Here is a 22,293-nt window from a genome sequence, read left to right as displayed (position 1 = left end):
GCGCCGTCCGCCCCTCCCCCCGCACGTGTGAAGGCGGCAACCTGGGAAGACGCCGTGGTCGGAGCGGGGGTGGGAGCGGATGGGCACTGCTGTGCTGGCTGGGCCGGAGCTGCCCGTGGTGGGGCGGGAGACCGAGATCGATGCCCTGCGCGACATCGTCGACCGGGTCGTCCTGGCACGCGGGGAGCTGCTCGTCATCGACGGGGAGCCCGGGGTGGGCAAGACCCGGCTCTGCCACGAGGCGCTCGCCCTCGCCGCCCGGCGCGGATTCACCGTCGGGGCCGGTGCGGGCCGGCCACCCGGCCCGCACGCCGCCTACGGCGTGTGGTTGGAGGCCCTCGGCCCACTGCTGCGCGCGCTCCCCGCCAGTGACCGCGCCCGGGTGGTGCACGGCCTGCCCGATCTGGGCCGGCTGTTCGCCGACCTGGACCTCCCGCCCCCGCCCACGGCCCGGGAACGCGGTCTGGAGCGGGCCCGGCTGTTCGAGGCGGTGGCCAAGTTGCTCGCCCGGCTGGCCGCGCGCCGGCCGGTGGCGTTGTTCCTGGACGACCTGCACTGGGCCGACGTGGCCTCGGTCGAGCTGCTGGGCTACGTCGCGCGCGGGGTACCCGACACCGCGGTCCTGCTGCTGAGTGCGTGTCGGCCGCTCGGCCGCGAGCCAGTGGACGCGGCGTTACGTGCCCTGCCCACCGCCATCGCGCCCGGCTCGGCGGCCCGGTGCTGGCACCTGGAGGGGCTGGACCGGGACGAGCTCGCGGTCCTGCTGGCCGGCCTGCTCGACGGCACACCACCGCGGCCGCTGGTCAACGCGGTCGCCCGGCACGCTGCCGGGCTGCCGCTGTTCGCGGTGGTCCTGGTGCAGTACCTCCAGACGGCGGGCCTGCTCTACCGCCGGGGCCGCGGCGAGTGGATGCTCGCCCACGGGGTTCCGGTGCCACCGACGCTCCGCGATGCCGTGGCCGCGCGCCTGGACCAGCTGTCCGCCGCCGAGCTGGACCTGCTCCGCGTCGTCGCGCTCGCCGGCGACGCCGCCACCCACGAGATCGTCACAGCCGTTCCCCAGCGCAGCGAGACCGAGCTGTTCCACGCCGTCCTCTCCTTGCTCAGTCGCGACCTGCTCGGCAAGGAGAGCGTGGCCGGGCGGCTCCGCTACCGGCTGGCCCACCCCTACTACGCCGAGATGGCCTGCGACCTGGTGCCGCCGGACCGACTGCGTGCGCTGCACATCGGCCTTGCCCGGGCGCTCGACCTGCTCGGGGTGCCCGACCGGGGCGTTCTCGCGCGTCAGTACCGCGCCGCGGGGGAACTCGCCGACCCCGACCAGGCACTGCGCGCCTGTCACGCCGCCGGTGAGGAAGCCCTTCGCCGGCAGGGCGGGGACGTTGCGGTCGACCACCTCGCCGCAGCCCTCGACCTGGCCCACCGCCAAGGTCGGACCGACCTGCTCCCCCGGCTCACCGAGCAGCTCGCGATCGGCTACGACATCGCGGGCCGGGTGGTGGACGCCCTGTCCGCGTGGCGCGACGCGGCCGCGGCGTGGCGGGATGCGGGCGAGCCGGCCGGGGTGGTGCGGTGCCTGCGCCGCTGGGCGTTGGCCGCGCACGACCACGGTGACCCCGAAGGGGCCGCTCGCGCGGTCGCCGAGGCCGAGCGGCTGCTCGGCCCGCACGCCCCGGCCGAGGAGCTGATCCGGCTGGCCGAGACCCGGGTGGTGCTGGCGTCCCGCCGCCCGGGTCCGGCCGCGGGGCTGGTGATCGACGAGCGACGGCTGCTCGACCTGGCCGACCGGCAGGGCTCGGCGCGGGCCCGCACGGTGGCCGCCGTGGCGCGAATGAGCCGGCAGCTCACCCACGGCGGGTATGCCGAGGCGCGCCGGGCGGCCGACCAGGTCCTCCCGTTGACCCCGCAGTCCGGCGACCCGGCTCTCACCGTCCTGTTCCACCTGCCGCTGTTCCTGCTCGAGCTGACGCTGTCCGGTGCTCCGGCCGCGATCGCCCTGGCCGAGCAAGCCCTCGACGAGGCGCGTCGGGACGGTGTTCCGGCGCTGGAGGCCGGCCCGCGATTCTGCGCGTATCTCGGTTACTTCCTGGCGGGCGAGTGGGAACCCGCCTGGGACACCGCCGGGCAGCTGGTCGCGACTGGGCACCGGACCGGGGAGGTGCGCCAGGTCGCGCTCGGCTCGGCGGGACGTGCCCTGATCGCCGGTCACCAGGGGCGGCACCGGGTGGCGGCCGAGTTGCTGGCCGAGGCGCGCGCCGTCGGCGGACACCGACTGGACCCGGAGGTGCGGGAGACCGTCGACCTCGTCGACGCCGTCCTGGCCCTGCACGCGGGCGACACCGAAGCCGCGCTGGCGACCGCCGAACAACTGGGCGCGGCGCCAACCCGCTATCCCCCGTTCATCCTGGCCCTGCTCGGCGAGGCCCAGGTCCTGCGCGGAGCGCACACCGCGGCACTGGCCACCGCGGAGAAGCTCCTGGCCCTGGAACCCACCGCGCCGTTCCTCAACGGTCACGCGGCGCGGCTGCGCGGCCTGGTGCGCACTGCCTGGGGCGACCGGACGGAGGCGGCCGACGCGCACGCGCAGGCCGTGGCCGCGTTCGACGAGCTGGGTATGCCGGTGGAGGCGGCACGGTCCAGAGTGGACTGGGCCCGGGCGTGCCGACCGGACGAACCAGTGGTTGCCGAGGCACGACGCGCGCTGGACGTTGCACGGCGCGTCAATGCCCGTTCCCTGGCCGATCGCGCCCGGGCGCTGCTGCGCGAGCTGGGAGCGCGGCCGGCCGCACCGCGGTCCCGCCCGGTGCCCGCGTTCACCGCCCGGGAACTGGAGGTGTCCCGGCTGGTGGCTGCCGGGCTGTCCAACGCCGAGATCGCCGAGCGCCTCTACCTGAGCCGCCGAACCGTCACCACCCACCTGCAGCACGTCTATGCGCGGTTGGGACTCTCCTCCCGTACCGCGCTGACCCGGTACCTCGCCGAACGCAACCTGCTCGGTGAACCCTGACCAGAATTCCGAGCACCGACCCGATATGTCCTCATGGGACCAGCCGCAACGGACAGAGGCGGGCTGCTGGGGGATGGAGCCGGTGGTGGGGAGACGGGCACAGGCCGTCCTCCCGTCTCCCCACCACGAAGCCGGATCAGACTCGCGTCCTCAGTTGCGTCTTGAGCAGGAACTGGGTCTTCTCCCGCTCACCGGCCGACATCCGCGGCTGCGACCGGGATCCCTCGTCGGGCGTGCGCAGGTAGCGGTTCCGCGTCGGGATCGTCCGCGGCTGGGTCTGCCGTTCCAGCTCGTCGGTCCAGGCCAACACCGCACGCGGATTGTCCAGCCCCACGATCCCGATGAGGCGGCCCTCCCGCACGTAGCCGGTGACCACGCGATCGCCGCGGTCCGGTGCCGTCAACGGGATGGTGTCGGTGCCGAGCTTGGGCATTCCCGCAGCCATGATGCGCACCCCGTGTTGCTCGGACCAGAACCGTGGCATCGGGGTGAACGGGCGCGCGTCCCGGCTCCCGGCGAGCAGGCTCTCCGCGGCGTGGCGTCCCATCTCGACCGCGTTGAGCCAGTGCTCCACCCGGCGCGGTGTGTTGTCGAACCGCAGGTTCGGCCAACGCGCCACGTCCCCGGCGGCCACCACGTCGGTCGCACCCACCACGTGGCAGGTGGCCTCGCACAGTACCCCGTCCTCCAGCACCAGGTCGGAACCGCGCAACCAGCTCACCGAAGGCACCGAGCCGACCGACACCACCACGGCGGCGGCCAGGATGAACTGGCCGTCGGACAGGTGCAGCGCGATGCCGTACCGCTGGGGAACCCAGTGCAGGATGCGCACGCCCAAGGCGAGCCGGACACCGTGGTGCCGGTGCAGGTCGGTGAGTCGACCGCCCAGGTCCTTGCCCAGAACGTTGCCCAGCAACGGGGCCGAGCGGCCGACGATGGCGACCTCCCGCCCGATGTCCACCATGCTGCAGGCCACCTCGCAGCCGGTGAAACCACCGCCGATCACGACAACGGGACCGCGGCTGGCCGCAATGTTGCGTTGCAACGTGATCGAGTTGTCAAGGGTGCGCAGCATGTGCACCCGGGGATCCTGGAACGGCGCGCCTTCCAGGTGGCGCGGCTCGACCCCGGTGGCGATGACCAAGCCGTCATACCGCACCGTCTCCCCACCGGGCAGCTGCAGCAGGCGGCGTCGGGGGTCCAGGTGCCGCACCGGTGAGTTCAGCCGCCACACCGCGTCCAGCTCGCAGTAGCTGGGCAGCGAGACGTCGCGGGGGTGCTCCTCTCCGGTCAGCATTCCCTTGGACAGGGCAGGTCGGTGGTACGGGCCGTGCCGCTCCGACCCGAAGATCGTCAGCCTGCCGTCGAAACCCAGCTCACGGAGGCGCTCGGCGGCGCGGAGGCCGGCCAGCCCTCCGCCCACCACGACAATGTGCTCCATCTCCCTCACCGCGTGTTTTCCCGCAATTCGATTGCTCTCGTCGGGCAGGCCCGGGCGGCCGCGCGTGCCTGCGCGGAGTCCCGGGGGTCCGGCCGGCGCTCGTAGTGCAGCCGGCCGTCTTCAGTCAGTTGGAACACCTGTGGCGCCTCGGCCTGGCAGATTCCGTAGCGTCGACAACGTTGGTTGTCGACGCTGACGTTGATCCGTTGCGTCCGCGCCGAACCCCCTGGGTCGTCCGTCGGACCGGTCGGCCCGACCGGCTCGGCCTCCACGAGACCAATCCGGGCGAGGGTCTCCACCGGCAGGAACCGCAGGATGGTGATGGTCACCGTCGGTACCAGCAGGGTGAGCCCCGCCAACCACAACAGGCTGAGATGTCCGTTCGCCGCCGCACCGAACCAGGAGTGGATGACAGTGAGCCCAACAGCGGGATACGCGAGCTGATGGATCCGCAGCCAGTTGCGGTAGAACATGAGTTTCCGCATCCCGACCGTGATCGCGACCGCGAACATCAGCTCCAGGCCGATGATCCCGAACGCGTGTCGGGTCGGGCCGACGAACGGGATGATCAGCTGTACAACGCTGAAATGTTCGTCGAGAAACGTGAACGCTGCGGCGTGCAGCGTTCCGAACGCCAGTGTGAGTGTTGCCAGGACCATGTGTCCGCTGCGTAACGCCTGCCGCCCCGTCGTACGGCGTACCCAGCCGGTCGCGGTCAACACCCCCCAGCACAGGGTCAGACACATCATCACGTACGCCAGTCGCGCGGAGAGCGCCGCCATCTGACGTACACCGGAATCGTGCGGAGTGATAGCTGCCGCCAGCACGGTGAGACGGCTGAACACGTCGGGGCCTCCGGTGTCACGGGGGAACCCGTCGACCGCGGCGGGGATGGCGGGCGGGGGAAGCCGCTGCGGACGACGGGCATAGTGCGGTGTGGAAGGGAGATCCGGGGAATGGAACCTTGCGGTAGCACCTCCTGCCGCACGGAGCGGATGAGCGCACGTATTGATCAACCGCCGCAGCGCTGGCCGCTGTTGATGCAGTTGACCGCGAACCTCATCAGTTGATCAGGCATCACGTTAAGGAAAGCCGAGTGGTCGGTAATGGGATTGTGCTGTTGCTCGGGGAAACTGTCCAGTGCGTAGGTCACGCCGGCCGGAACGTCGTAGGTGAGCAGCATGCGCAGCTGCGGGACGGGTCGGGTCCCACGCGGGCAGAACCCGTTGTTGGCGAACGCGGTGTGTGCCCGGTGGTCCTTGCTGTCCAGGCTGCGTCCGTCCCAACAGTTGGGAAACTCCAGGACTCGCTTGACCTGGCTACCCTGCGGACAGATCGGATATTTCCGAGTTGTCCGGTTCTCGAATCCAGTACACGTCCACTTCGCCGCCACGTTCTTGTTACCGTTCGTTCCAGCCTTCGCGTCACCTGTGATCATGCGCAAGAAACGCGGCATTGGAAATACCTTGCTGAGGGGATTTCCACGGAACTCCAGTCGGACGTCGGAGGGCGTCACGATCTTGCCGAAGTTGCCGTCCCGGCCACCGCCCGGCAGGAACTGGTCGCCGTCCTGGCCCGTGCGCACCCGGACCACCGGCCAGTAGTAGGTCGACTTGTCACCACCGCGACACGTCGTGTCGGCCTGCAACAGGCTCCGGTTGGTGGAGAACGCGTTGGTGGACTTGTTGCCCACGTAGTCGTGCATGTGCTGGGCCGCGTTGACCTTGCCCGGACTGATCACGAGGTTGTCCGAGTTGCGCTGGCCGCCCTCGTTCCGACCGCACTGCGCGACGAACGTGCCGGCCGAGCCGGACTCCCGGACCTGGAACGAGTCCTGCTTCGGCCGCACGGCCCGGATGTCCACGAAGTCCCGCCGGAACGGTCCGGTCGCGCCGAGGTTCCGGTTGCCGCCCTGATCGAACCTCCGCCGACCACCCTGGTCGAATCCCCTGTTCGACCTGGTGTCGAAGTTCGGAACAAGACCGTCGAATCCCCCGTCACGGTCCGCACCACGGAACTCGGCGCTGTTGTTCCGTTGCTCCCCGTTGCGACCCGGCTTAGCCTGGTAGCTACCGGTGGCGAAGGCGTTGCCCACGGTGATGGCGGCCCCGCCAAGAACGAGGGCCGCCGCAGCGAACGCCAGGGCCTTGAGCGGCTTGGGAAGCCGGTGACGCCCGTGGCGTGGTTGCCTGCCTGTTCTTGCCATATGTATCACCTAGTTAATGCATTGCCGGTCCCCGTACATAGGAAAGACGCCGAGGGGACCGGTGAGGTCCCTTCGGCGTCTTTCCGTTCATCCTCCGCAGCGCTGGCCGCTGTTGATGCAGTTGACCGCGAAGTTCATCAACTCGTTCGGCATGACGTTGGCGAAGTCGCCGTGGTCAGTCACCGGGTTGTGCTTCTCCTCCGGGAAGGTGTCCAACGCGAACGTCTGCCCGGCCGGAACGTCGTAGGTCAGCACCATGCGCAGCTGGGGCACCGCCCTGGTGCCGGATGGGCACTGCCCGTTGTTGTTGGGAAACCGCATGTGCGTGCGGTGGTTCTCACTGTCGAGGTTGCGGCCGTCCCAGCAGCTGGGGAAGTCCAGCACCCGCTTGACCTGGCTGCCCTGGGGGCAAATCGGGTACTTGGCGGTGAACCGGTCCTCGAACCCGGAGCAGGTCCACCGTGCCCGTGCGTTGCTCTTGTCACCGCTGCTGGCCGCCTTGGCATCCCCGGTGATCACCCGCAGGAAGCGGGGCATGGGGCTGACCTTGTTGGCCGCGTTACCCCGGAACTGCAACTGCACGGAGCTGGCCGTGAGGATGGTGCCCACGTTGCCGTCCCGTCCACCACCGGGAGCGTTCTGGTCCCGTTCCACCCCGTCACGGGACCGCAGCACCGGCCAGAAGTAGGCCGACCTGTCCCCGGTCTGGCACGTCGTGTCGGCCTGGAGCAGGCTGCGGTTGGTGGAGAACGCGTTGGTGGACTTGTTGCCGACGTAGTCGTGCGTGTGGTGCGCCCCGTTACGTTGCCCCGGCGTCACGATGAAGTTGTCCGAGTTGTGGTGCCCGTCCTCGTTGCGACCGCACTGCGACACGAACGTGCCGGTCGAGCCGGAACGTCCCTGCAGGTCGCGAACGTTCGGCTGCACGCTCCGGATGTCCACGAAGTCCTTCCGGAACGGACCGACGTTCGCTACCCGAACCCCCTGCCGGCCCGCGGCGTTGTTGTCACCGCGCTGCCCGGACCCACTGTTCTGCCCGAAGCCGTTGAAGGCGAAGGCGTTCCCCATGCTCACCGCGACACCACCGATGATCAGTGCCGCGGCAGCGAAGGCCAATGCGCGAATGGGCTTGGGCAGCCGGTGGCGCCCGCGCCTGAAGTCCACTCCTGCCATGGGTTTTCTCACCTCGATGACTTGCCGGGGGTCTGGAGGAGCCGGACGATGCCGAGCGTGGCGGCCACCCCGACCACCACGAGCAGGATCGCCACCACGAGCCCGACTCCGATGTTCATCCCGCCGTCGTCGCGGGAACTGACCGCCCGTGGTTTCGGGCTCGCGGTCGAGGCGGACCCCGTTGCCTCCGGCGTCGTTGCCTCGGGCGTCGGGGTCGGGCTGGAGGCCCCGGCCACCAGGGAGTCGCCGTCCACCAAGCCGGTGCTCTCCAGCAGGGCCATATGCTTGCCGACGAGGTTCACCGCGGTCTGGGCGAAGGCACGCATGTCGTTGTTCTTGGTACCGGCGCGGACCTTGGCGGCCACGATGTAGACCTGACCGTGCGCGGCGCGCAGCCGCTTGGCGAAGATGCGGTCGAACTCCGGGCCGGAGGCCGCGCGCAGCTCGGCCATCCACTCCTTCTGTTCGGGGGCGGGCTCGTCCGGGATGGGAACGCCGAGCTTGGCGGCCAGCTTCCGGGTCTGCACGTCCAACGGCTCGTGATCGGCGACCAGATGCTTGGCCACCTCGCGGGTGCGTTGTCCGGGGTTGTGTTGCGGGGCCTCCTTGGCCATCGGCAGCTCCCACAACCCGGCCAGCCGGACCTTCTTCAGCAGCGTGCGGTCATCGTCGTTGAGCACGCCCTGCGCCAGGGGAACAACCTTGTCGTTGCGTACGTCGGGGGGAGTGGGGTTGGTGTTGCCGTCGTGGCCGGCGGCGACACCGGGGAGCACGACGAACGCCAGGAGTAGCAGGGTTCCGAGGAGAGATGTTCTTGTTCGCATAGGAGAGATCAGTAGCCGTAGCCGCCGGAGTTACCGCTGGACTTGCCGTTGTCCTTCCCGCCGTCCTTGCCACCACCACCGTTGGCCTTGGCCTTCTTCCCGTCCGGGGCCGCGGCGTACCAGGCGCCGCCCTTGCCCTCGCCCTTGACATCGCCCGGGGCGGTGTCGGAGGCGAAGCGGTAGAGCGGCCAGCCGGCCAGGGTGACCTGCTTGGTGCCGTCGGACCGGGTCACCGTGCCGATCAGGCTCTTGTCAACGCCACTGGCCTCGACCGAACCGTCGGCCAACACCGGCGGCCACGCCTTGAGGCACTCACCCTCGCAGTTGGACTTCGGCGGCTTGGCAGTGTCCTTGTCGAAGCGGTACAGGGTCAACCCCTGGCCGTCGGTCACGACCGAGCCAATACCGTTGGCCTTGGCCACGTTCAGCCTCACCAGGCCCTCGTTCTGGGAAGTGGAACTTCCGGCTTGCGCCGAGCTGTCGGCACCACTCCGGTCGCCATGGCCGCTGGTACCACCGGAAGTTCCGTCGGAGCAGGCGCCGGTGAACAGCGCGGTGGCCAGGCCCAAGGCCGCCAGGACGGCGGCCCGGTCGTGTCGCAGACGCACGCGCATTCCCTTTCTGGACAACGGAAACCCGATCTGTCCGGTGTGAGGATGGTCGGGGTCCGCGCGGGGTGTGGTCGCTAGGGGGTACGGTGACGCCACCGACACGGTTCAATATCGACTCGGACAAGCTCCTACTGTGACATGGCTCACAGACGATGAATTGTGCCCCACTGCTGGGAGGTGGCAGCGTCACCATGGGCCGGCACCGGATCACCCCACATGCACGCGCTGACGCGGAAGGGGCCGGCGACTACGACGAGGACCTGATCACGAGGCTGTACCGCGAGTTCGGGGGTCCGCTGTTCGGCCATGCGTTGAAGCTGACCGACTACGACCGGCAATGGGCCGAGGACGTCGTGCAGGAGACCCTGGTCCGGGCGTGGCGTCACGCGCCCAAGCTGGACCGGGAGCCGGGGCTGCTACGCGCATGGCTGTTCACGGTGGCGCGTCGCATCGTCATCGATGGTCACCGAAGTCGCCGAGCCAGACCGGAGGAGGTGGACCTGACACGGTTAGCGGTGGTGCCCGTGCGGGACGACTCGGACCGCACGCTTTCGGCCATCGTGGTGGGCGAGGCATTACGGCACCTCACGCAGGAGCACCGTGAGGCGATCATGGAAACCTACTTGAGAGGACGTACCGTCAAGGAAGCGGCCAAGGTGCTGGGAGTCCCCCCGGGGACTGTCAAGTCCAGGGTGTACTACGCGCTGCGGGCGCTCCGACAAGCACTCCAGGAGCGGGATCCGACATGACACCACCGAGCCATATCGACGTCGCCGCCTATGCGCTCGGTGTGCTCGATCCGGACGATGCGGAAACGTTCGAAGAACATCTGGTGGACTGCCCACGGTGTCGCAGCGAGCTGGTGGAGCTGGCCGTTCTGCCCGACCTGCTGGAGCAGGCCCGGCGACGCGACCTGTTGATACCTGCCCCGTCCGAGACGGCGGAGGACGGGGCGGGGGCACTGCAGGGCGCGTTGGACCGGGTGGTGACGCTGCGCAGACGCCGGCGCCGCACCCTGGTCTTCGCGGCGGCCGCGGCGGCCACGCTGGTGGTCGCCGCACCGGTGATCAACGAGACGTTGCGTTCCTCGCCCCCGACCCATGACCGGGCGAGCACCACGACCTCCATTCCACCGGATCCTCCGCAGCCGCTCGAGGCCGCCCAGACACTGGTCGGTTTCAACCCGGCCAACCGCACCAACGCACGGCTCACGATCCGTACCGGGGCCTGGGGCACAGGGATCGACATGGAGCTGAAGGGAGTCCGGGGACCGCTGCGGTGCGAGTTGGTGGCGGTGTCCCGGGGCGGCGAGACGCACTCCGCGGGCGGCTGGCGGGTACCGGACAAGGGGTACGGCGTACCGGGATCGCCGGATCCGTTGCAGTGGCAGGGTGGCGTGGCGTTGTCGGCCAAGGACATCGAACGGTTCGAGGTCCGGACCGATCGCGGCGACACGCTCGTCCAGGTGCCGAACAACCGTTGAGACCCCGTCCGGCGGCTCCCGCCGGACGGGCCCCAACGCACCTGCCGGGGAGCAGGAGCCCACCGACCAAGAAGGAGGTAGGACCGGGCGCCGTATCGGCGGTTGCCCATCGTTGCGGATGCGTTCGGGGCCGATCCGCCTACTGATCGGGCGCTTTGTCCATGTGCTGGCCTGCGCTGCTGTCCCGAGATGACGCCAGCCGGGGCGACTCCCCCGGTACCCGGGAACACGCTGTTGATCACTGTTCGCGTTGGAGAGGCGGCTACGCGATGTCGCCGTGAACTCTGGGTGCCGGGCAAGGCGCGTTGCCGCCATGATCGTCCGGTGCTGTGATTGCCGCAGACTTGGCGCTCACGGGTTGCTCATTGGTGTGCCACATAACCTGACCCGGTGGTGGGTCCCGCCCGATCGTGTGGATCTTGGTCCAGCGCGGTTTCCTCCGTTCGCCGCGCTCATTGTCACCTCACGTGACACACCAACAGACGCGTCGGACCCTGTTGAAGGCGGGCGCCGCGGCGGCCGGGTTGTTCGCCCTGGGCCCGATCCGGACCGCGGCCGCCGAACCGGGTCCGCGCGGGATCGACGTCTCCAGCCACCAGGGGCGGCCGGACTGGACCGCGGTCAGCGGTGCCGGTATCGAGTTCGTTTACGTCAAGGCCACCGAGGGCCACAGCTGGACGTCCCCCACGCTGGACGACCAGTACGCGGGAGCGCGCGGCGCCGGCCTGGTGACCGGCCTGTATCACTTCGCCCGGCCGGACAGCGGTGGTGATCCGGTGCGGGAGGCCGACCACTTCGCCGATCACGTGTACCGGCTGGACGCCCACTATTTCGGCGCCCTGCCACCCTGCCTGGACATCGAACGCGTCGGCAAGGATCTGCGCGACTGGTGTGGTCGGTTCCTGGACCGGCTGCGTTACCGCCTGGACACGTACCCGGTTCTGGTCTACGCCTCCACCAACTTCATCCGTGACCACCTCAGTGGATCGTGGGCGGACACCCACGACGTGTCGTGGTGGGTGGCCAACTACGGGGGCGGTCCGGGGAAGTTCTCCTCGCCCACGGAACGGGTGGTGATGCACCAGTACACGTCCTCCGGGAAGGTACCGGGGATCAAGGGCCGGGTGGACATGAACCTTGCCCTCTTCCCGCTCCACGGACTCACCCTGTAAGGGGAGCCGGCTAGTCGAAGAACCGGGCGAGCCGCTGCTCGTCCGGTTCGTCGGCGGGTTCCTTCACCGGGGTGAGGTCGGCGAACACGGTGGCACCGTCGCACGAGGCGTGCAGCGGGTACCAGCGGCGCATTCGGCCCGGCTGTTCGCAGATTCCCTTGATGGTCTGGACGTCGAGCAGCCGCACATGGGTCGGGTCCGCTACCGCGTTGACGTGTCGCCACCACGGGCCCAGCACGTGTAGCACTCCTCCACGGCACAGTACCCGGTGGCATTCGTCGACGATCTCCACGAAGTCAACCAGGTGCTCGAGCACGTGCACGGCAAAGATGCGGTCGACCGACTCGTCAATGAAGGGAAGGCCGTCGCCGATGTCGGCCACCAGGTCCACAGCCGAGGTCCGTCGGCGGTCCACGCCGATGTTCGACGGGTACTGCTTGGTAGCTCCACAACCGAGGTCGAGCACGACGGGCCGGTGCCCGGCAACGGCCACCCGGTCCCAAACAGCGTGCACCCCGACGAGTCTGCCGAGTAGTTCCCGGAGCATGCTCAGCTGCTCCGGTCGGTCCACCGTGCCGGTCAGGTGCGCGACCCCACCGTCGAAGCCGATGTCGATGGCCAGCCCGCGCACCCGGTCGTCGTGCTCGAGGAGTTCTCGCGCCGCTTCCGTCAGGAGCTGGTCGCACAGCCGGGCTCGCCGGCCGGACGGTGGCTGTGTCGGCACCACGTGCATCCTCCGGCCTCGTCGATCCCGGTTCGTCCGTGCAGCGCCCGGGCGCACCTGGCCGTCGGCGGTGTCCGCCTTTCCGCTTGTCGGCCCTGGTGTCGAACGACTACCCCGCCGCACCCACCGGAAACGTTCCTACGAGCGGCAGCACACGCGCAGATGGTCGCCCTCGTCGGTGACGGTGCTGTCGAGGGCGGCGCAGGCCAACGCGAACCGGTCCCGGATCCAGGCGTACTCGGTGGGGCCGGCGAGCCGGGTGTGGCAGTAGTCCAGCGCGAGGGGCACGGCCTCCACGTGGTCCAGCCCCCGCTCGTCGAGGGTGAGCACGAACAGCAGTCCGAGGTCGTTGCGGAGCACCGGGTGGACCGCGTAGTCGTCCAGGAAGTCGCCGAGGTCGAACAGGACCGGGCCGGCGATCCCGTGGAAGACGTGCGCGGAGTGCCCGGCGACCACGCTGGCGCCGGCCTCGACCAGGCTGGCGGCCGAGTTCCGGACGTAGGGCAGCGGCTCGGCCACCATGTTGGGTCCCCAGTGCGGGGTGACGAGCACCAGGTCGCCCTCGTCCCGGAGCCGGCGGACCCGTTCGGTGAGCCACCGCGGCGGTCCCTGCCGCAAATTCACGTGGGCCACGCCGGGCGTCTGGGACCCCGCCGCGTAGTCGGCGGGGTGGTCGGTCACCCCGAGGACGGCCAACCGGAGCCCGCCGAGCGTGAACACGGCCTCGGCGCGGGCCCGCGCCAGGTCCCCGCCGGCGCCGACGAAACGGATCCCGACGCGTTCCAGGTTCCGCAGGGTGTCCAGCAGGGCGGTGTGGCCGAAGTCGAGGGCATGGTTGTTGGCCAGGGTCACGCAGTCGACCCCGAGCGCGGCCAGCTGGTCCGCCGCGGCGGGTGGCGCGCGGAACCAGAACATCTTGTCCGGATCGGGCCACGGCGTGCCCCGCTTGGAGACGCAGCATTCCAGGTTGAGCAGGAACAGGTCGGCATCGGCGACGGCCTTGCGCACCCCTGGGGCGAACAGCTCCCGGGCCGGGCGTTCGCGGAGCTGCTCGGCAACGCCACGACCCAGCATCGTGTCGCCCGCGAGCGCGACCCGCACCGACATCGCTCACCTCCCCTTACGGAGGAAGGTACGCAGTCGACGCAGTGGCCAGGTGTTGATGACGTCTTCGGCGGTGAGCCAGCCGCGCTGCGCGGTGCCCACCCCGTAGCGGAGGAACCCCAGGTGCACCACCGAGTGCGAGTCGCTGTTGATCGCGAACTTCACCCCAAAATGCTTGGCACGCAGGATGTTCTCGTCGTTGAGGTCGAGGCGGTCCGGGTAGGCGTTGATCTCCAGGGCGGTGCCGGTGCGGGCACAGGCACGGAACACCTCGTCGAGGTCGGCATCGACCCCGGGACGACGGCCGATGAGCCGGGCGGTCGGGTGGCCGATGATGTTGACGTAGGGGTTCTCGCAGGCGCGCACGATGCGCCGGGTCATCTCCCTTGCGGGCTGGGTGAAGTGCGAGTGCACGGACGCGACGCACAGGTCGAACCCGGCCAGGAAGTCGTGCGGCCAGTCCACTTCCCCGTCCGGGTCGATGTTCAGCTCCGTGCCGTGCAGTAGCCGCATCCGGCGGTGCTTGCCGTCGAGTCGCCGCGCCTCCTCGCGCTGCGCCAGCATCTTGTCGTCGGACATCCGCTGCATGTAGAGGTTGGGCGCGTGGTCGGTGACCGCGTAGTAGGAGTATCCGCGGCGGGCCGCCTCCCGCACCATCTCCTCCAGTGTGGACAGTCCGTCGGTGAGGTTGGTGTGGGTGTGCAGGTCGCCTCGGATGTCGTCCAGGCTCACCAGGTCGGGCAGCTCGCCCCGCTGCGCGGCCTCGATCTCGCCACGGTCCTCGCGGAGCGGCGGCGGGATCCACGGCAGCCCGAGGCGTTGGTAGACCTCGTCCTCGGTCTCGGACACCACCAGGTCGCCGGTCTCGACGTCGAACAGGCCGTACTCGGAGAGCTTCAACCTGGCGTGCACCGCCATCTCCCGGGTCCGGATGTTGTGCTGCTTGGAACCGGTGAAGTACTGCAGCGCCGCGCCCCACGCCTCCGGCGGTACGACCCGCAGGTCCACCTGGAGCCCCTTGGTGGTGCGAACCGAGGTCTTCTTCTCCCCGTGCGCGATGACCTCGTCCACTGTGGACATCTGGGAGAAGGCACGCATCAGCTTGCCCGGGTCCTTCGCCGCGGCCAGCACGTCGACGTCGCCGACGGTCTCCCGGAACCGGCGCAGCGATCCGGCGTAACAGCAGCGGGAGCAGCCGGTGACCGCGGACAGCTCCGCGACGATCTCGTCGGCGACCTCGGTGGCGACGTTGAGGTGCACCCGACCGCCGGCCTGCTGCAGTACCTGGATGCCGTGCAGAATGTTCTCCTCCGTACGCGGTCCGAACCCCTTCAGCTCGCGCAGCCGCTCGCTGTGGATGGCGTGCACCAGCTCGTCCACCGAGGAGATGCCCAGATCGCGGTACAGCAGCATCGCCTTCTTCGGTCCCAGCGTGGGGATCGCGATCATCTCGCGCACTCCGGCCGGGATCTTCGCGCGCAGCTCCTCCACGACCCGCACCTGACCGGTCCGCAGGTACTCGACGACCTTGTCCGCGATCGACTTGCCGACGTTGGGGATCTCCCGCAACTTCCTGACGTCGAGCCGGGAGACATCCTCGTGGTACCCGGCGACCGCGCGCGCGGCCTTCTCGTACGCCCGCGCCTTGAACTCGTCGCCTCCGGTGATGGAGATGAGGTCGGAGTACTCCTGGAGCAGGGCCCCGACCTCGTCGTTCGGTCGGGCCATGCCCCGAGTCTAGGGCGAGGTGGGCATACCCGCCGCCCCCGGCGGGTATCTCTGCCGACGTGCCCGAGCTGCCGGACGTGGAGGGCTTCCGCCGGGTGCTCGCCGAGCACGGGGTGGGCCGCCGGATCGAGCGGGTGCGGGTCGTCGATCCGGGTGTGCTCCGGGGTGTGGGGGCGGGCACGCTCGACCGCGCGCTGCGGGGGCACCGTTTCGACGAGCCGGAGCGGCACGGCAAATGGCTGCTCGCGCACACCGACGGCCCGACCGTGCTCCTGCACTTCGGGATGACCGGCTCCCTGCACTGGTGCGGGACGGAAGCGGCACCCCACCGCCACGATCGAGTGATATTCGTGCTCGACCGGGGTGAGCTGCGGTACCGCGACATGCGCAAGCTGCAGGGCGTGCGGCTGGCCCACGAGCCCGATGAGGTCGCCGGGCTGCTGGCCAAGGTCGGGCCGGACGCGTTGTCCGTCACGCGCCGGGACTTCACGGAGCGGCTGCGCGGCCGGCGGGGCCGGGTGAAGTCCGTCCTGACCGACCAGTCGGTTCTGGCCGGGCTGGGCAACCTGCTCGCCGACGAGATCCTCTGGCAGGCCCGCATCTCCCCGTGGACTCCGGTGGACCGGCTCGACGACGCCCGGCGCCGGGTGCTGTTCGACACGATGCGCCGGGTCCTGCGCGCCGCCGTCCCCACCGGCCGGGTGCCACCCCGTCGCTCATGGCTCACCGGCGCCCGGGACTCCCCGGACGCCCCGTGTCCTCGGTGTGGCACCCCGCTGTCCCGGCGTCGGCTCAGTGGCCGCGGCACCGTCTGGTGTCAGCGCTGCCAACCGGGCTGAGCAGCCGTACGGAACGAGAAATGCCTGGCACGTCCGGATTCGGACATCTCCTGCCGGTGCTCGCTCAGCGCCACGGAACCTGCGATGAGGGGTAGAAGTCCACGCCCATCACGCGCCACCGTGGTCCCTGCGCGCCCAGCCGGTGCCGGAACTCCTCCCAGCCGTGCACGTCCTTGGGCGACCACGCCAGCTCGGCGAGCGCGGCCAGCCGCGGGAAGGCCATGAACTCGATCTCGTCCAGGTTGGTGATGGTCTCCGTCCAGAGTGGACCTTCCACCCCGGCGATCGCCGACTCGTCGACCCCGGCCAGGTACGTGCCCGGATCCCAGCCGTAGGCGTCGGCGACCTCGATGTAGCCGGCCCAGGTCAACCCGAGCGGGGTGCCCGGGTGGTACTTCATGTCCAGGTAGGCGTGCTTCGCGGGGGACATGACGACCCGGCTCCCCTGCCGTACGGCCTCGACCACCTCGTCGTTCGTCTGGCTCAGGTGCCAGTACTGCACCAGCGAGCCTTCCGGCGGGTCGGTCTTGGCGATCTCGTTCCACCCGACCAGCACCTTGTCGTACTTCTGCACGATCGGCGTCACCCGCGCCATGAAGTACAGGTACTCGACGGGATCCGTGGCGTGCGCCTCGTCGCCGCCGATGTGCAGGTAGGGACCCGGCGTCAGGGCCGCCACCTCGCGGATGACGTCGTCGATGAACTGGTAGGTGATCTCCCGCGGCACGCACAGGGAGCTGAAGCCGACGTCGGTGCCGGTGTAGAGCGGAGGTGCCACGCCGTCGCAGTTCAGCTCGGCGTAGGAGGCCAAGGCCGCGTTGGTGTGCCCGGGCATGTCGATCTCGGGCACCACGGTGATACGTCGCAGCCGCGCGTACTCGACGATCTCGCGGTACTCCTCCTGCGTGTAGTACCCGCCGGGACCACCGCCCACCTGGGTGCTGCCCCCGTAGGTCGCCAGTCGCGGCCAGCTCTTGATCTCGATGCGCCAGCCCTGGTCGTCGGTGAGGTGCAGGTGCAGGCGGTTGATCTTGAAGAGCGCGATCTGGTCGATGTAGCGCTTGATGTCCTCGGCGGGGATGAAATGCCGTGCCACGTCGAGCATGGCACCCCGGTGCGTGAACCTCGGGCGGTCGAGCACGCGACCGGCCGGAACCTGCCACGGCCCGGCCTGCACCGCCCGGCTCTCCACCTTCGGCGGCAGCAACTGGCGCAGGGTCTGCACCCCGGCGAACAAGCCATCGGCCGTGCGTGCCCGGATGACCACCAACCGCTCGGTCACGTCGAGCCGGTAGCCCTCCTCCCCCACGGCGGGGTCGACATCGGAGAGCAGGAGGGCGATGCCCTCGTTGCTCCCCCGCGGGATCTCGGTGGCGGGCACGATGGGCAGCAGGTATCCGGTGGACGGGCGGAGTATGCCGACGAGGTGCTCTGCGACATCCGCCGCCTCGGGCGACCCTCGCTCGACGGAAACGACGCTGCCCGGGTGCAGGGTGAACGGGGCGCCGTCGCCCGGGCGGGCGTCCATCGGAGCCGGGACGATGTCGGCGTAGCTGGTCAGCGCCGCACGGGGGGACACCGGTGACGCGGAGGAGATGGCACCGGACAGCAGCAGGGAGATGGCGAGCAACGCGAGCAGGACACGCCATGCCGCGGCGTTTCGGCGACTCATGACCGTCCTTCCCCGGCGGCAGCCACTGACAGGGGCAAACTCAGAGTGAGCAGTCATCCACCGAATGTCAATGTTGCTTCCCCGACCGGGGTAAGCGGCATGACCACCGAATGGCGACGTAGGCCATCGCTGCGGCCACGTTAGGTAGTAGTACGCCCGGGTGAGGGTCGCGGAGTGAACGGAGGAGTGTGACTGGACGCCGTGCGGTGCTGCGCCGACCCTGCCATTCGAGCACGCCGGGAACCAGCAACGGCGCCTACCCGCCGCGTGCCGAGTCGGTGTCGCGCCACCGGATTCGTGACGGTCACGCTGTCCGGCGGTGGCCGGGGCCGCGGCTCATGGTGGGCGCGGGAGGGGATGGGGGTGCCGGCGGGGAGGGGACCTCCGGCACCCCCGGCCCGGTCGCGGGTCGGTTCCGGCCGTTCAGGACGACCGGCAGAGCTCGGCGTGGTGCTCCTCGACCCGCTCCTTGATGTGCGCCATCTGGATCTTGGTACTCCGGTTGATCTTCTCCTGGATCTGCTGGGTGGTGACCGGCGCGTCGGAACGGACCTCGAAATCCTGCCGCCAGCGCATCAACACCCCGCCCGGCACCTCCGCGTAGGTCCAGTGCAGGTGCATGTACTCGTACCAACCGAGCTCGATCCGGCGGGCGCGGACCTCGCGGGCGGCCCGGTCCATCCGCCGTTCGGACACCCAGCTCCACACGGTGCCGTCCGGCTGCGGGTGCATGGTGAGGCGGAACCGCACGGTGTCCTCGGTCCGCTCCAGCACCTCGGCCGCGGCGTACTCGGTGAACAGCCGCGGCCAGCGGGTGACGTCGTTGGTCAGCTCCCAGACGAGATCGAACGGTGCCGCGATGACGATGCTGTTGTCGGTGTGCCCGGCCATGGTCACCGCCCCTGCGCCAGCTGCTGGTTGACGAACTCGACCGCGGCGTTCGGGGTGGGCATGCGGGAGACCGCGTCGTCCGGCATCGACACGCCGACCCGCTCGGCGATCCGGGCCTGGATCTCCAGCACGGCCAACGAGTCGTAGCCCAGCTCCAGGAAGCTGGTGTCACCGATGGCGGTGTCCAACCGCACCCCCTCGGCGACCCCGGCGCGGGCCCGCATGATCTCGATGAGATCGGAGAGTGTGAACTTCTCGGCCAGCAAAAGGTGTTCCTTCCCTGCTCTCGTGCTTTCTCGGTTACTGCGCGCTGCTTGCTGTCCCCTGCTCGGTGCTTCCCGGATGCCGCGGATCCGGCTCCGGGGCCCGTACCACGAGCGCTGAGTTGAAGCCGGCGTATCCGCGGGCGAGCACCAGCGCCGTGCGCGGTCGTGCCGGGCGGGGTGCCCCCAGCACCAGGTCGAGGTCGACGGCCGGCCGGTGCACGTTGACCACGTGCGGCAGCACCCCGTCCCGCATCGCCAGCAACGCGGTGACGACGTCGAGCGCGGGGCTGCCGGCGGCCAGTCGCCCGGTGGCCGCCTTGGTGGTGGTGACCGGTACGCCGCACCGGCCGAACACCTCGGTGAGTGCCCGTGCCTCGGCTTGGTCGGCCGGCCGGCTGCCATGGGCATCGGCGAACACCACGTCGATGTCGCCGGGCCGCGCGTCGGCGTCGTCCAGCGCCTGTTCGACGGCGTGCCGGAGGCGGGGCGGCCGGTCGCTGCCCGGTCTCGGGTCGAAGGTGGCTGCGTGGCCGGCGATCACCCCGTAGCGGTGGGCGCCGCGGGTGCGCGCACGATCGGCTGGCTCGACGACGAGCATCGCCCCGCCCTCCCCGGGCAGGAACCCGTTCGCCGCCTCGTCGAAGGGCAGGTACGCGCGTTGCGGGTCGTCGGCGGTACTCACCAGGCGGCTGGCGATGTGGCAGGTCAGGACCGCGGGCGCGAGCGGGGCCTCGGTCGCGCCGGTGAGCACCACGGCCGAGCCCTGGGCCAGGGCCCGTTGCGCCTGGGCGCAGGTGTCCAGGCCGCCGGCCTGCTCGGCCACCAGGACCCCGCACCAGCCCTTCATGCCGTGCCGGATGGACAGCTGGCCGGTGGTGGCTGCGTAGAACCAGGCGATGGACTGGTAGGCCCCGACTCGTTGCGGGCCGACCGACCACAGTCCCTGCATCTCGTGCTGGCCGAACTCGTTACCGCCCGAGGAGCTGGCGGTGTGCACGGACAGGGCGTAGCCGGGCAGTTGCGCCGGGTCGAGCCCGGCATGGGCGAGGGCCTGCTCGCCCGCCCACAGCCCGAAGTGCGTCCAGCGGTCGGTCTGGACGACCAGCCGGCCGGGCACCGCCCTGCTGTCGAAGTCCACCACTTCCGCACCGAGTCGCGTGGGGTAGCCGGTGGTGTCGAAGCGGGACAGCGGTCGGATGCCGCAGGCACCGTCGAGCAGGTTGGCCCAGTAGGTTTCCAGCCCCACCCCGATCGCGGTCACCGCGGACATGCCGGTCACCACGGCAATCGGCGTCCCCGGTTCACTCACCCGTGGCCTCCCCGGGAGCCCGCAGCACGACCGCGGTCTGGAAGCCGCCGAACCCGCTGCCCACCGACAGCACGACGTCGACCGGTTTCTCCCGCGCGGTCAGGGGAACGTAGTCCAGGTCGCACTCGGGGTCGGGGGTGTGTAGGTTGGCCGTCGGCGGCACGACGTCGTGGTGGATGGCCAGTACCGAGGCGGCCAGTTCCAGGGAGCCGATCGCGCCGAGGGAGTGACCCACCATCGACTTGATGGAGCTGACGCAGGTGTCGTAGGCGTGGGGGCCGAGGGCGCGCTTGATCGCCGCGGTCTCGTGCCGGTCGTTCTGCTTGGTGCCGGACCCGTGCGCGTTGACGTAGTCGACGGCTGAGGCGGGCAACCCGGCCTCGGCCAGCGCCAGCCGGATCGCCTCCGCCATCTCCACGCCGTCGGGCTTCAGGCCGGTCATGTGGAACGCGTTGCAGCGGTTGGCGAAACCATCGATCGTGGCGTAGACGCGGGCGCCCCGGCGGGCGGCGTGCTCGGGCGACTCCAGCACCAGCACGGCCGCGCCCTCCCCGAGCACGAAACCGTTGCGCTCCAGATCGAAGGGCCGGCTGGCGTGCTGGGGGTCGTCGTTGCTGGGCGAGGTGGCCTTGATGGCGTCGAAACAGGCCACGGTGATGGGGGAGATCGGGGCGTCGGCCGCCCCGGCCACCACGACGTCGGCCTGACCGTCCGCCACCAGCCGGGCACCGTGCCCCACCGCGTCGAGGCCGGAGGTACAGCCGGTGGAGACCATGGTGACCGGGCCCTCGGCCTCGGCCACCCAGGCGACCTCGGCAGCGACCGAGCTGGGCACGAGGCTGTGGTAGAGGTGTGGGGCGCCGTAGCCGGGATCCACCTCCCAGCGGGCGCCGCCGTCGCTGACCACCACGTACTCCCGCTCCAGGCTCACGGTGCAGCCCACCGCGCTGCCCAGGCTCACCCCGATGCGCTCGGGTGGGGCCTCACCGAGCACGCCGCTGTCGGTCAACGCCTCGCGGGCGGCCACGACGGCCATCTGTGCGCAGCGGTCCATGCGCCGGATCTGCTGGGGCGACAGGCCATGATGGGCCGGTTCGAAGTCGCACTCGGCGGCCATCCGGGAACGGAAGCCGTTCGGGTCGAAGTGGGTGATGGTCCTGGTCGCGGTGCGACCGGCGGTGAGTAGCTCCCAGTACTCCTTGACGCCGATGCCACCCGGGGCGACCACGCCCAGGCCGGTGACGGCCGCTCTGCTCACGGTTCGCCCCCCGGCAGGTCCGGCCGGTGCGGGGGCTGGGTGCCCGGAGGAGGGTCGGTGCGGTCGGTGCGGCGCTGCTCGACGCGGCTCAGCAGCCGGCGGACGGTAGCGGGGTTCGGGGCGGCCGCCAACGCGGCGATCCTGAGCCGGACCGGGCGGGTCCTGCGGGTCACCGGAAGCCTCCGTGCAAGTCGGTTACAAGTCGCGTTCTGCAAGTGAGTTCCTGCCGGGTTCGGCGGGAAGGCAACGCCTAACCGGCCCCGCTCCTCAACCTCCGTCACCCCCCCAGGTGTCGTCACCCACTCCTTCGCATGACGGTGGTGATAACGGATGTGTAGCGGCGCCGCACCGGTCGATCCCCGGGACGCTCCCGCGACACCGCGTCCGGACGAGCGACATGGAACGAAGTGACCGCGGTTGCGGAAACCCGCAGCGCTGCTCCCACCGTGTCCTGGCCGTTGCGCACAACGCCGCAGTGCGTCCGGTCTGGTTACTCCCCTCGACCGACCTGCCCCACCTGCGGTTTCCCCGCCGACGGCCGAGGGTAGGCCGCGGGGCAGCCACCGCCGCACGAGCAACGCGATC

At 70.2% G+C, this 22,293-nt stretch carries 20 protein-coding genes; 5 read left to right on the top strand and 15 right to left on the bottom strand.

What is annotated here, in order from left to right; translation table 11 throughout:
• Window positions 1-79 precede the first annotated feature (79 nt).
• The gene (locus IEY55_RS23335; protein WP_189060677.1) at window positions 80-3,007 is read left to right on the top strand and encodes an ATP-binding protein; all 2,928 of its coding nucleotides are present in this window, start codon (window positions 80-82) and stop codon (window positions 3,005-3,007) included.
• Window positions 3,008-3,143: 136 nt separating this feature from the next.
• Here IEY55_RS23335 and IEY55_RS23330 read toward each other — a convergent pair whose 3' ends face one another.
• The 6 genes from IEY55_RS23330 to IEY55_RS23305 form a co-directional block, all read right to left on the bottom strand.
• Window positions 3,144-4,448: an NAD(P)/FAD-dependent oxidoreductase gene (locus IEY55_RS23330; protein WP_189060676.1), complete on the bottom strand. Its 1,305-nt coding sequence runs from the start codon at window positions 4,446-4,448 to the stop codon at window positions 3,144-3,146.
• A gap of 5 nt (window positions 4,449-4,453) precedes the next feature.
• The gene (locus IEY55_RS23325; protein ID WP_229686669.1) at window positions 4,454-5,293 is read right to left on the bottom strand and encodes a ferric reductase-like transmembrane domain-containing protein; all 840 of its coding nucleotides are present in this window, start codon (window positions 5,291-5,293) and stop codon (window positions 4,454-4,456) included.
• Window positions 5,294-5,460: 167 nt separating this feature from the next.
• Window positions 5,461-6,654: a DUF1996 domain-containing protein gene (locus IEY55_RS23320; protein WP_189060675.1), complete on the bottom strand. Its 1,194-nt coding sequence runs from the start codon at window positions 6,652-6,654 to the stop codon at window positions 5,461-5,463.
• Between the two features lie 87 nt (window positions 6,655-6,741).
• Entirely contained in the window at window positions 6,742-7,827 is a 1,086-nt protein-coding gene (locus IEY55_RS23315; protein WP_189060674.1) for a DUF1996 domain-containing protein, read from the bottom strand.
• A gap of 8 nt (window positions 7,828-7,835) precedes the next feature.
• Entirely contained in the window at window positions 7,836-8,651 is an 816-nt protein-coding gene (locus IEY55_RS23310) for a DUF4142 domain-containing protein (RefSeq protein WP_189060673.1), read from the bottom strand.
• Window positions 8,652-8,659: 8 nt separating this feature from the next.
• Window positions 8,660-9,259: a hypothetical protein gene (locus IEY55_RS23305; RefSeq protein ID WP_229686668.1), complete on the bottom strand. Its 600-nt coding sequence runs from the start codon at window positions 9,257-9,259 to the stop codon at window positions 8,660-8,662.
• Between the two features lie 194 nt (window positions 9,260-9,453).
• Between IEY55_RS23305 and IEY55_RS23300 the strand changes: the two genes are divergently transcribed.
• The 3 genes from IEY55_RS23300 (at window position 9,454) to IEY55_RS23290 (ending at window position 11,917) form a co-directional block, all read left to right on the top strand.
• Window positions 9,454-10,011 carry a sigma-70 family RNA polymerase sigma factor gene (locus IEY55_RS23300; protein WP_189060671.1) on the top strand — a complete coding sequence of 186 codons (558 nt, stop codon included), beginning with the start codon at window positions 9,454-9,456 and terminating at the stop codon, window positions 10,009-10,011.
• Window positions 10,008-10,745 carry an anti-sigma factor family protein gene (locus IEY55_RS23295; protein WP_189060670.1) on the top strand — a complete coding sequence of 246 codons (738 nt, stop codon included), beginning with the start codon at window positions 10,008-10,010 and terminating at the stop codon, window positions 10,743-10,745. The genes IEY55_RS23300 and IEY55_RS23295 overlap by 4 nt, the downstream gene beginning before the upstream one ends.
• A 467-nt stretch (window positions 10,746-11,212) precedes the next feature.
• On the top strand, window positions 11,213-11,917 hold the full coding sequence (locus IEY55_RS23290) for a glycoside hydrolase family 25 protein (RefSeq protein WP_189060669.1): 705 nt from the start codon (window positions 11,213-11,215) through the stop codon (window positions 11,915-11,917).
• A gap of 10 nt (window positions 11,918-11,927) precedes the next feature.
• Here IEY55_RS23290 and IEY55_RS23285 read toward each other — a convergent pair whose 3' ends face one another.
• The 3 genes from IEY55_RS23285 to polX all read right to left on the bottom strand — a co-directional run bounded on the left by IEY55_RS23285 (window position 11,928) and on the right by polX (window position 15,473).
• The gene (locus IEY55_RS23285) at window positions 11,928-12,650 is read right to left on the bottom strand and encodes a methyltransferase domain-containing protein (RefSeq protein WP_189060668.1); all 723 of its coding nucleotides are present in this window, start codon (window positions 12,648-12,650) and stop codon (window positions 11,928-11,930) included.
• A 129-nt stretch (window positions 12,651-12,779) separates the two neighbouring features.
• The gene (locus tag IEY55_RS23280) at window positions 12,780-13,748 is read right to left on the bottom strand and encodes a CapA family protein (protein ID WP_189060667.1); all 969 of its coding nucleotides are present in this window, start codon (window positions 13,746-13,748) and stop codon (window positions 12,780-12,782) included.
• Between the two features lie 3 nt (window positions 13,749-13,751).
• Entirely contained in the window at window positions 13,752-15,473 is a 1,722-nt protein-coding gene (gene polX, locus IEY55_RS23275) for a DNA polymerase/3'-5' exonuclease PolX (RefSeq protein ID WP_189060666.1), read from the bottom strand.
• A gap of 59 nt (window positions 15,474-15,532) precedes the next feature.
• Between polX and IEY55_RS23270 the strand changes: the two genes are divergently transcribed.
• Window positions 15,533-16,312 (top strand): Fpg/Nei family DNA glycosylase, encoded by a 780-nt coding sequence (locus IEY55_RS23270; RefSeq protein ID WP_189060665.1) that lies wholly within the window; start codon window positions 15,533-15,535, stop codon window positions 16,310-16,312.
• 64 nt (window positions 16,313-16,376) lie between these two features.
• On the opposite strand, the gene IEY55_RS23265 is transcribed toward IEY55_RS23270, so the two are convergent.
• The 6 genes from IEY55_RS23265 to IEY55_RS23240 all read right to left on the bottom strand — a co-directional run bounded on the left by IEY55_RS23265 (window position 16,377) and on the right by IEY55_RS23240 (window position 21,881).
• Window positions 16,377-17,984 carry a beta-N-acetylhexosaminidase gene (locus IEY55_RS23265; protein ID WP_189060664.1) on the bottom strand — a complete coding sequence of 536 codons (1,608 nt, stop codon included), beginning with the start codon at window positions 17,982-17,984 and terminating at the stop codon, window positions 16,377-16,379.
• 423 nt (window positions 17,985-18,407) lie between these two features.
• Window positions 18,408-18,875 (bottom strand): SRPBCC family protein, encoded by a 468-nt coding sequence (locus IEY55_RS23260; protein WP_189060663.1) that lies wholly within the window; start codon window positions 18,873-18,875, stop codon window positions 18,408-18,410.
• Window positions 18,876-18,877: 2 nt separating this feature from the next.
• Window positions 18,878-19,141, bottom strand: coding sequence for an acyl carrier protein (locus IEY55_RS23255; protein WP_229686667.1), 264 nt, complete (start codon window positions 19,139-19,141; stop codon window positions 18,878-18,880).
• Window positions 19,142-19,175: 34 nt separating this feature from the next.
• Window positions 19,176-20,450: a ketosynthase chain-length factor gene (locus tag IEY55_RS23250; RefSeq protein ID WP_308424779.1), complete on the bottom strand. Its 1,275-nt coding sequence runs from the start codon at window positions 20,448-20,450 to the stop codon at window positions 19,176-19,178.
• A complete protein-coding gene (locus IEY55_RS23245; RefSeq protein ID WP_189060662.1) occupies window positions 20,443-21,708 on the bottom strand; it encodes a beta-ketoacyl-[acyl-carrier-protein] synthase family protein in 1,266 nt (421 codons plus the stop codon). Before IEY55_RS23245 ends, IEY55_RS23250 begins: the two co-directional genes overlap by 8 nt.
• Complete coding sequence (locus IEY55_RS23240) at window positions 21,705-21,881, bottom strand: hypothetical protein (protein WP_189060661.1); 177 nt, start codon at window positions 21,879-21,881, stop codon at window positions 21,705-21,707. Before IEY55_RS23240 ends, IEY55_RS23245 begins: the two co-directional genes overlap by 4 nt.
• Window positions 21,882-22,293: the final 412 nt, after the last annotated feature.

This window comes from Longimycelium tulufanense (genome assembly GCF_014645795.1).
Lineage (GTDB): Bacteria > Actinomycetota > Actinomycetes > Mycobacteriales > Pseudonocardiaceae > Longimycelium > Longimycelium tulufanense.
Note: the sequence above shows the minus strand (reverse complement) of the source record. Positions and strands in the feature narration are given on the sequence as shown.

What these genes read in the sequence shown, in the direction of transcription:
- IEY55_RS23300 (WP_189060671.1), top strand. Translation starts at nt 9,454, where the DNA reads ATGGGCCGGCACCGGATCACCCCACATGCACGCGCTGACGCGGAAGGG.
- polX (WP_189060666.1), bottom strand. Translation starts at nt 15,473, where the DNA reads ATGGCCCGACCGAACGACGAGGTCGGGGCCCTGCTCCAGGAGTACTCC.
- IEY55_RS23335 (WP_189060677.1), top strand. Translation starts at nt 80, where the DNA reads ATGGGCACTGCTGTGCTGGCTGGGCCGGAGCTGCCCGTGGTGGGGCGG.
- IEY55_RS23295 (WP_189060670.1), top strand. Translation starts at nt 10,008, where the DNA reads ATGACACCACCGAGCCATATCGACGTCGCCGCCTATGCGCTCGGTGTG.
- IEY55_RS23280 (WP_189060667.1), bottom strand. Translation starts at nt 13,748, where the DNA reads ATGTCGGTGCGGGTCGCGCTCGCGGGCGACACGATGCTGGGTCGTGGC.
- IEY55_RS23310 (WP_189060673.1), bottom strand. Translation starts at nt 8,651, where the DNA reads ATGCGAACAAGAACATCTCTCCTCGGAACCCTGCTACTCCTGGCGTTC.
- IEY55_RS23285 (WP_189060668.1), bottom strand. Translation starts at nt 12,650, where the DNA reads ATGCACGTGGTGCCGACACAGCCACCGTCCGGCCGGCGAGCCCGGCTG.
- IEY55_RS23260 (WP_189060663.1), bottom strand. Translation starts at nt 18,875, where the DNA reads ATGGCCGGGCACACCGACAACAGCATCGTCATCGCGGCACCGTTCGAT.
- IEY55_RS23330 (WP_189060676.1), bottom strand. Translation starts at nt 4,448, where the DNA reads ATGGAGCACATTGTCGTGGTGGGCGGAGGGCTGGCCGGCCTCCGCGCC.
- IEY55_RS23320 (WP_189060675.1), bottom strand. Translation starts at nt 6,654, where the DNA reads ATGGCAAGAACAGGCAGGCAACCACGCCACGGGCGTCACCGGCTTCCC.
- IEY55_RS23315 (WP_189060674.1), bottom strand. Translation starts at nt 7,827, where the DNA reads ATGGCAGGAGTGGACTTCAGGCGCGGGCGCCACCGGCTGCCCAAGCCC.
- IEY55_RS23265 (WP_189060664.1), bottom strand. Translation starts at nt 17,984, where the DNA reads ATGAGTCGCCGAAACGCCGCGGCATGGCGTGTCCTGCTCGCGTTGCTC.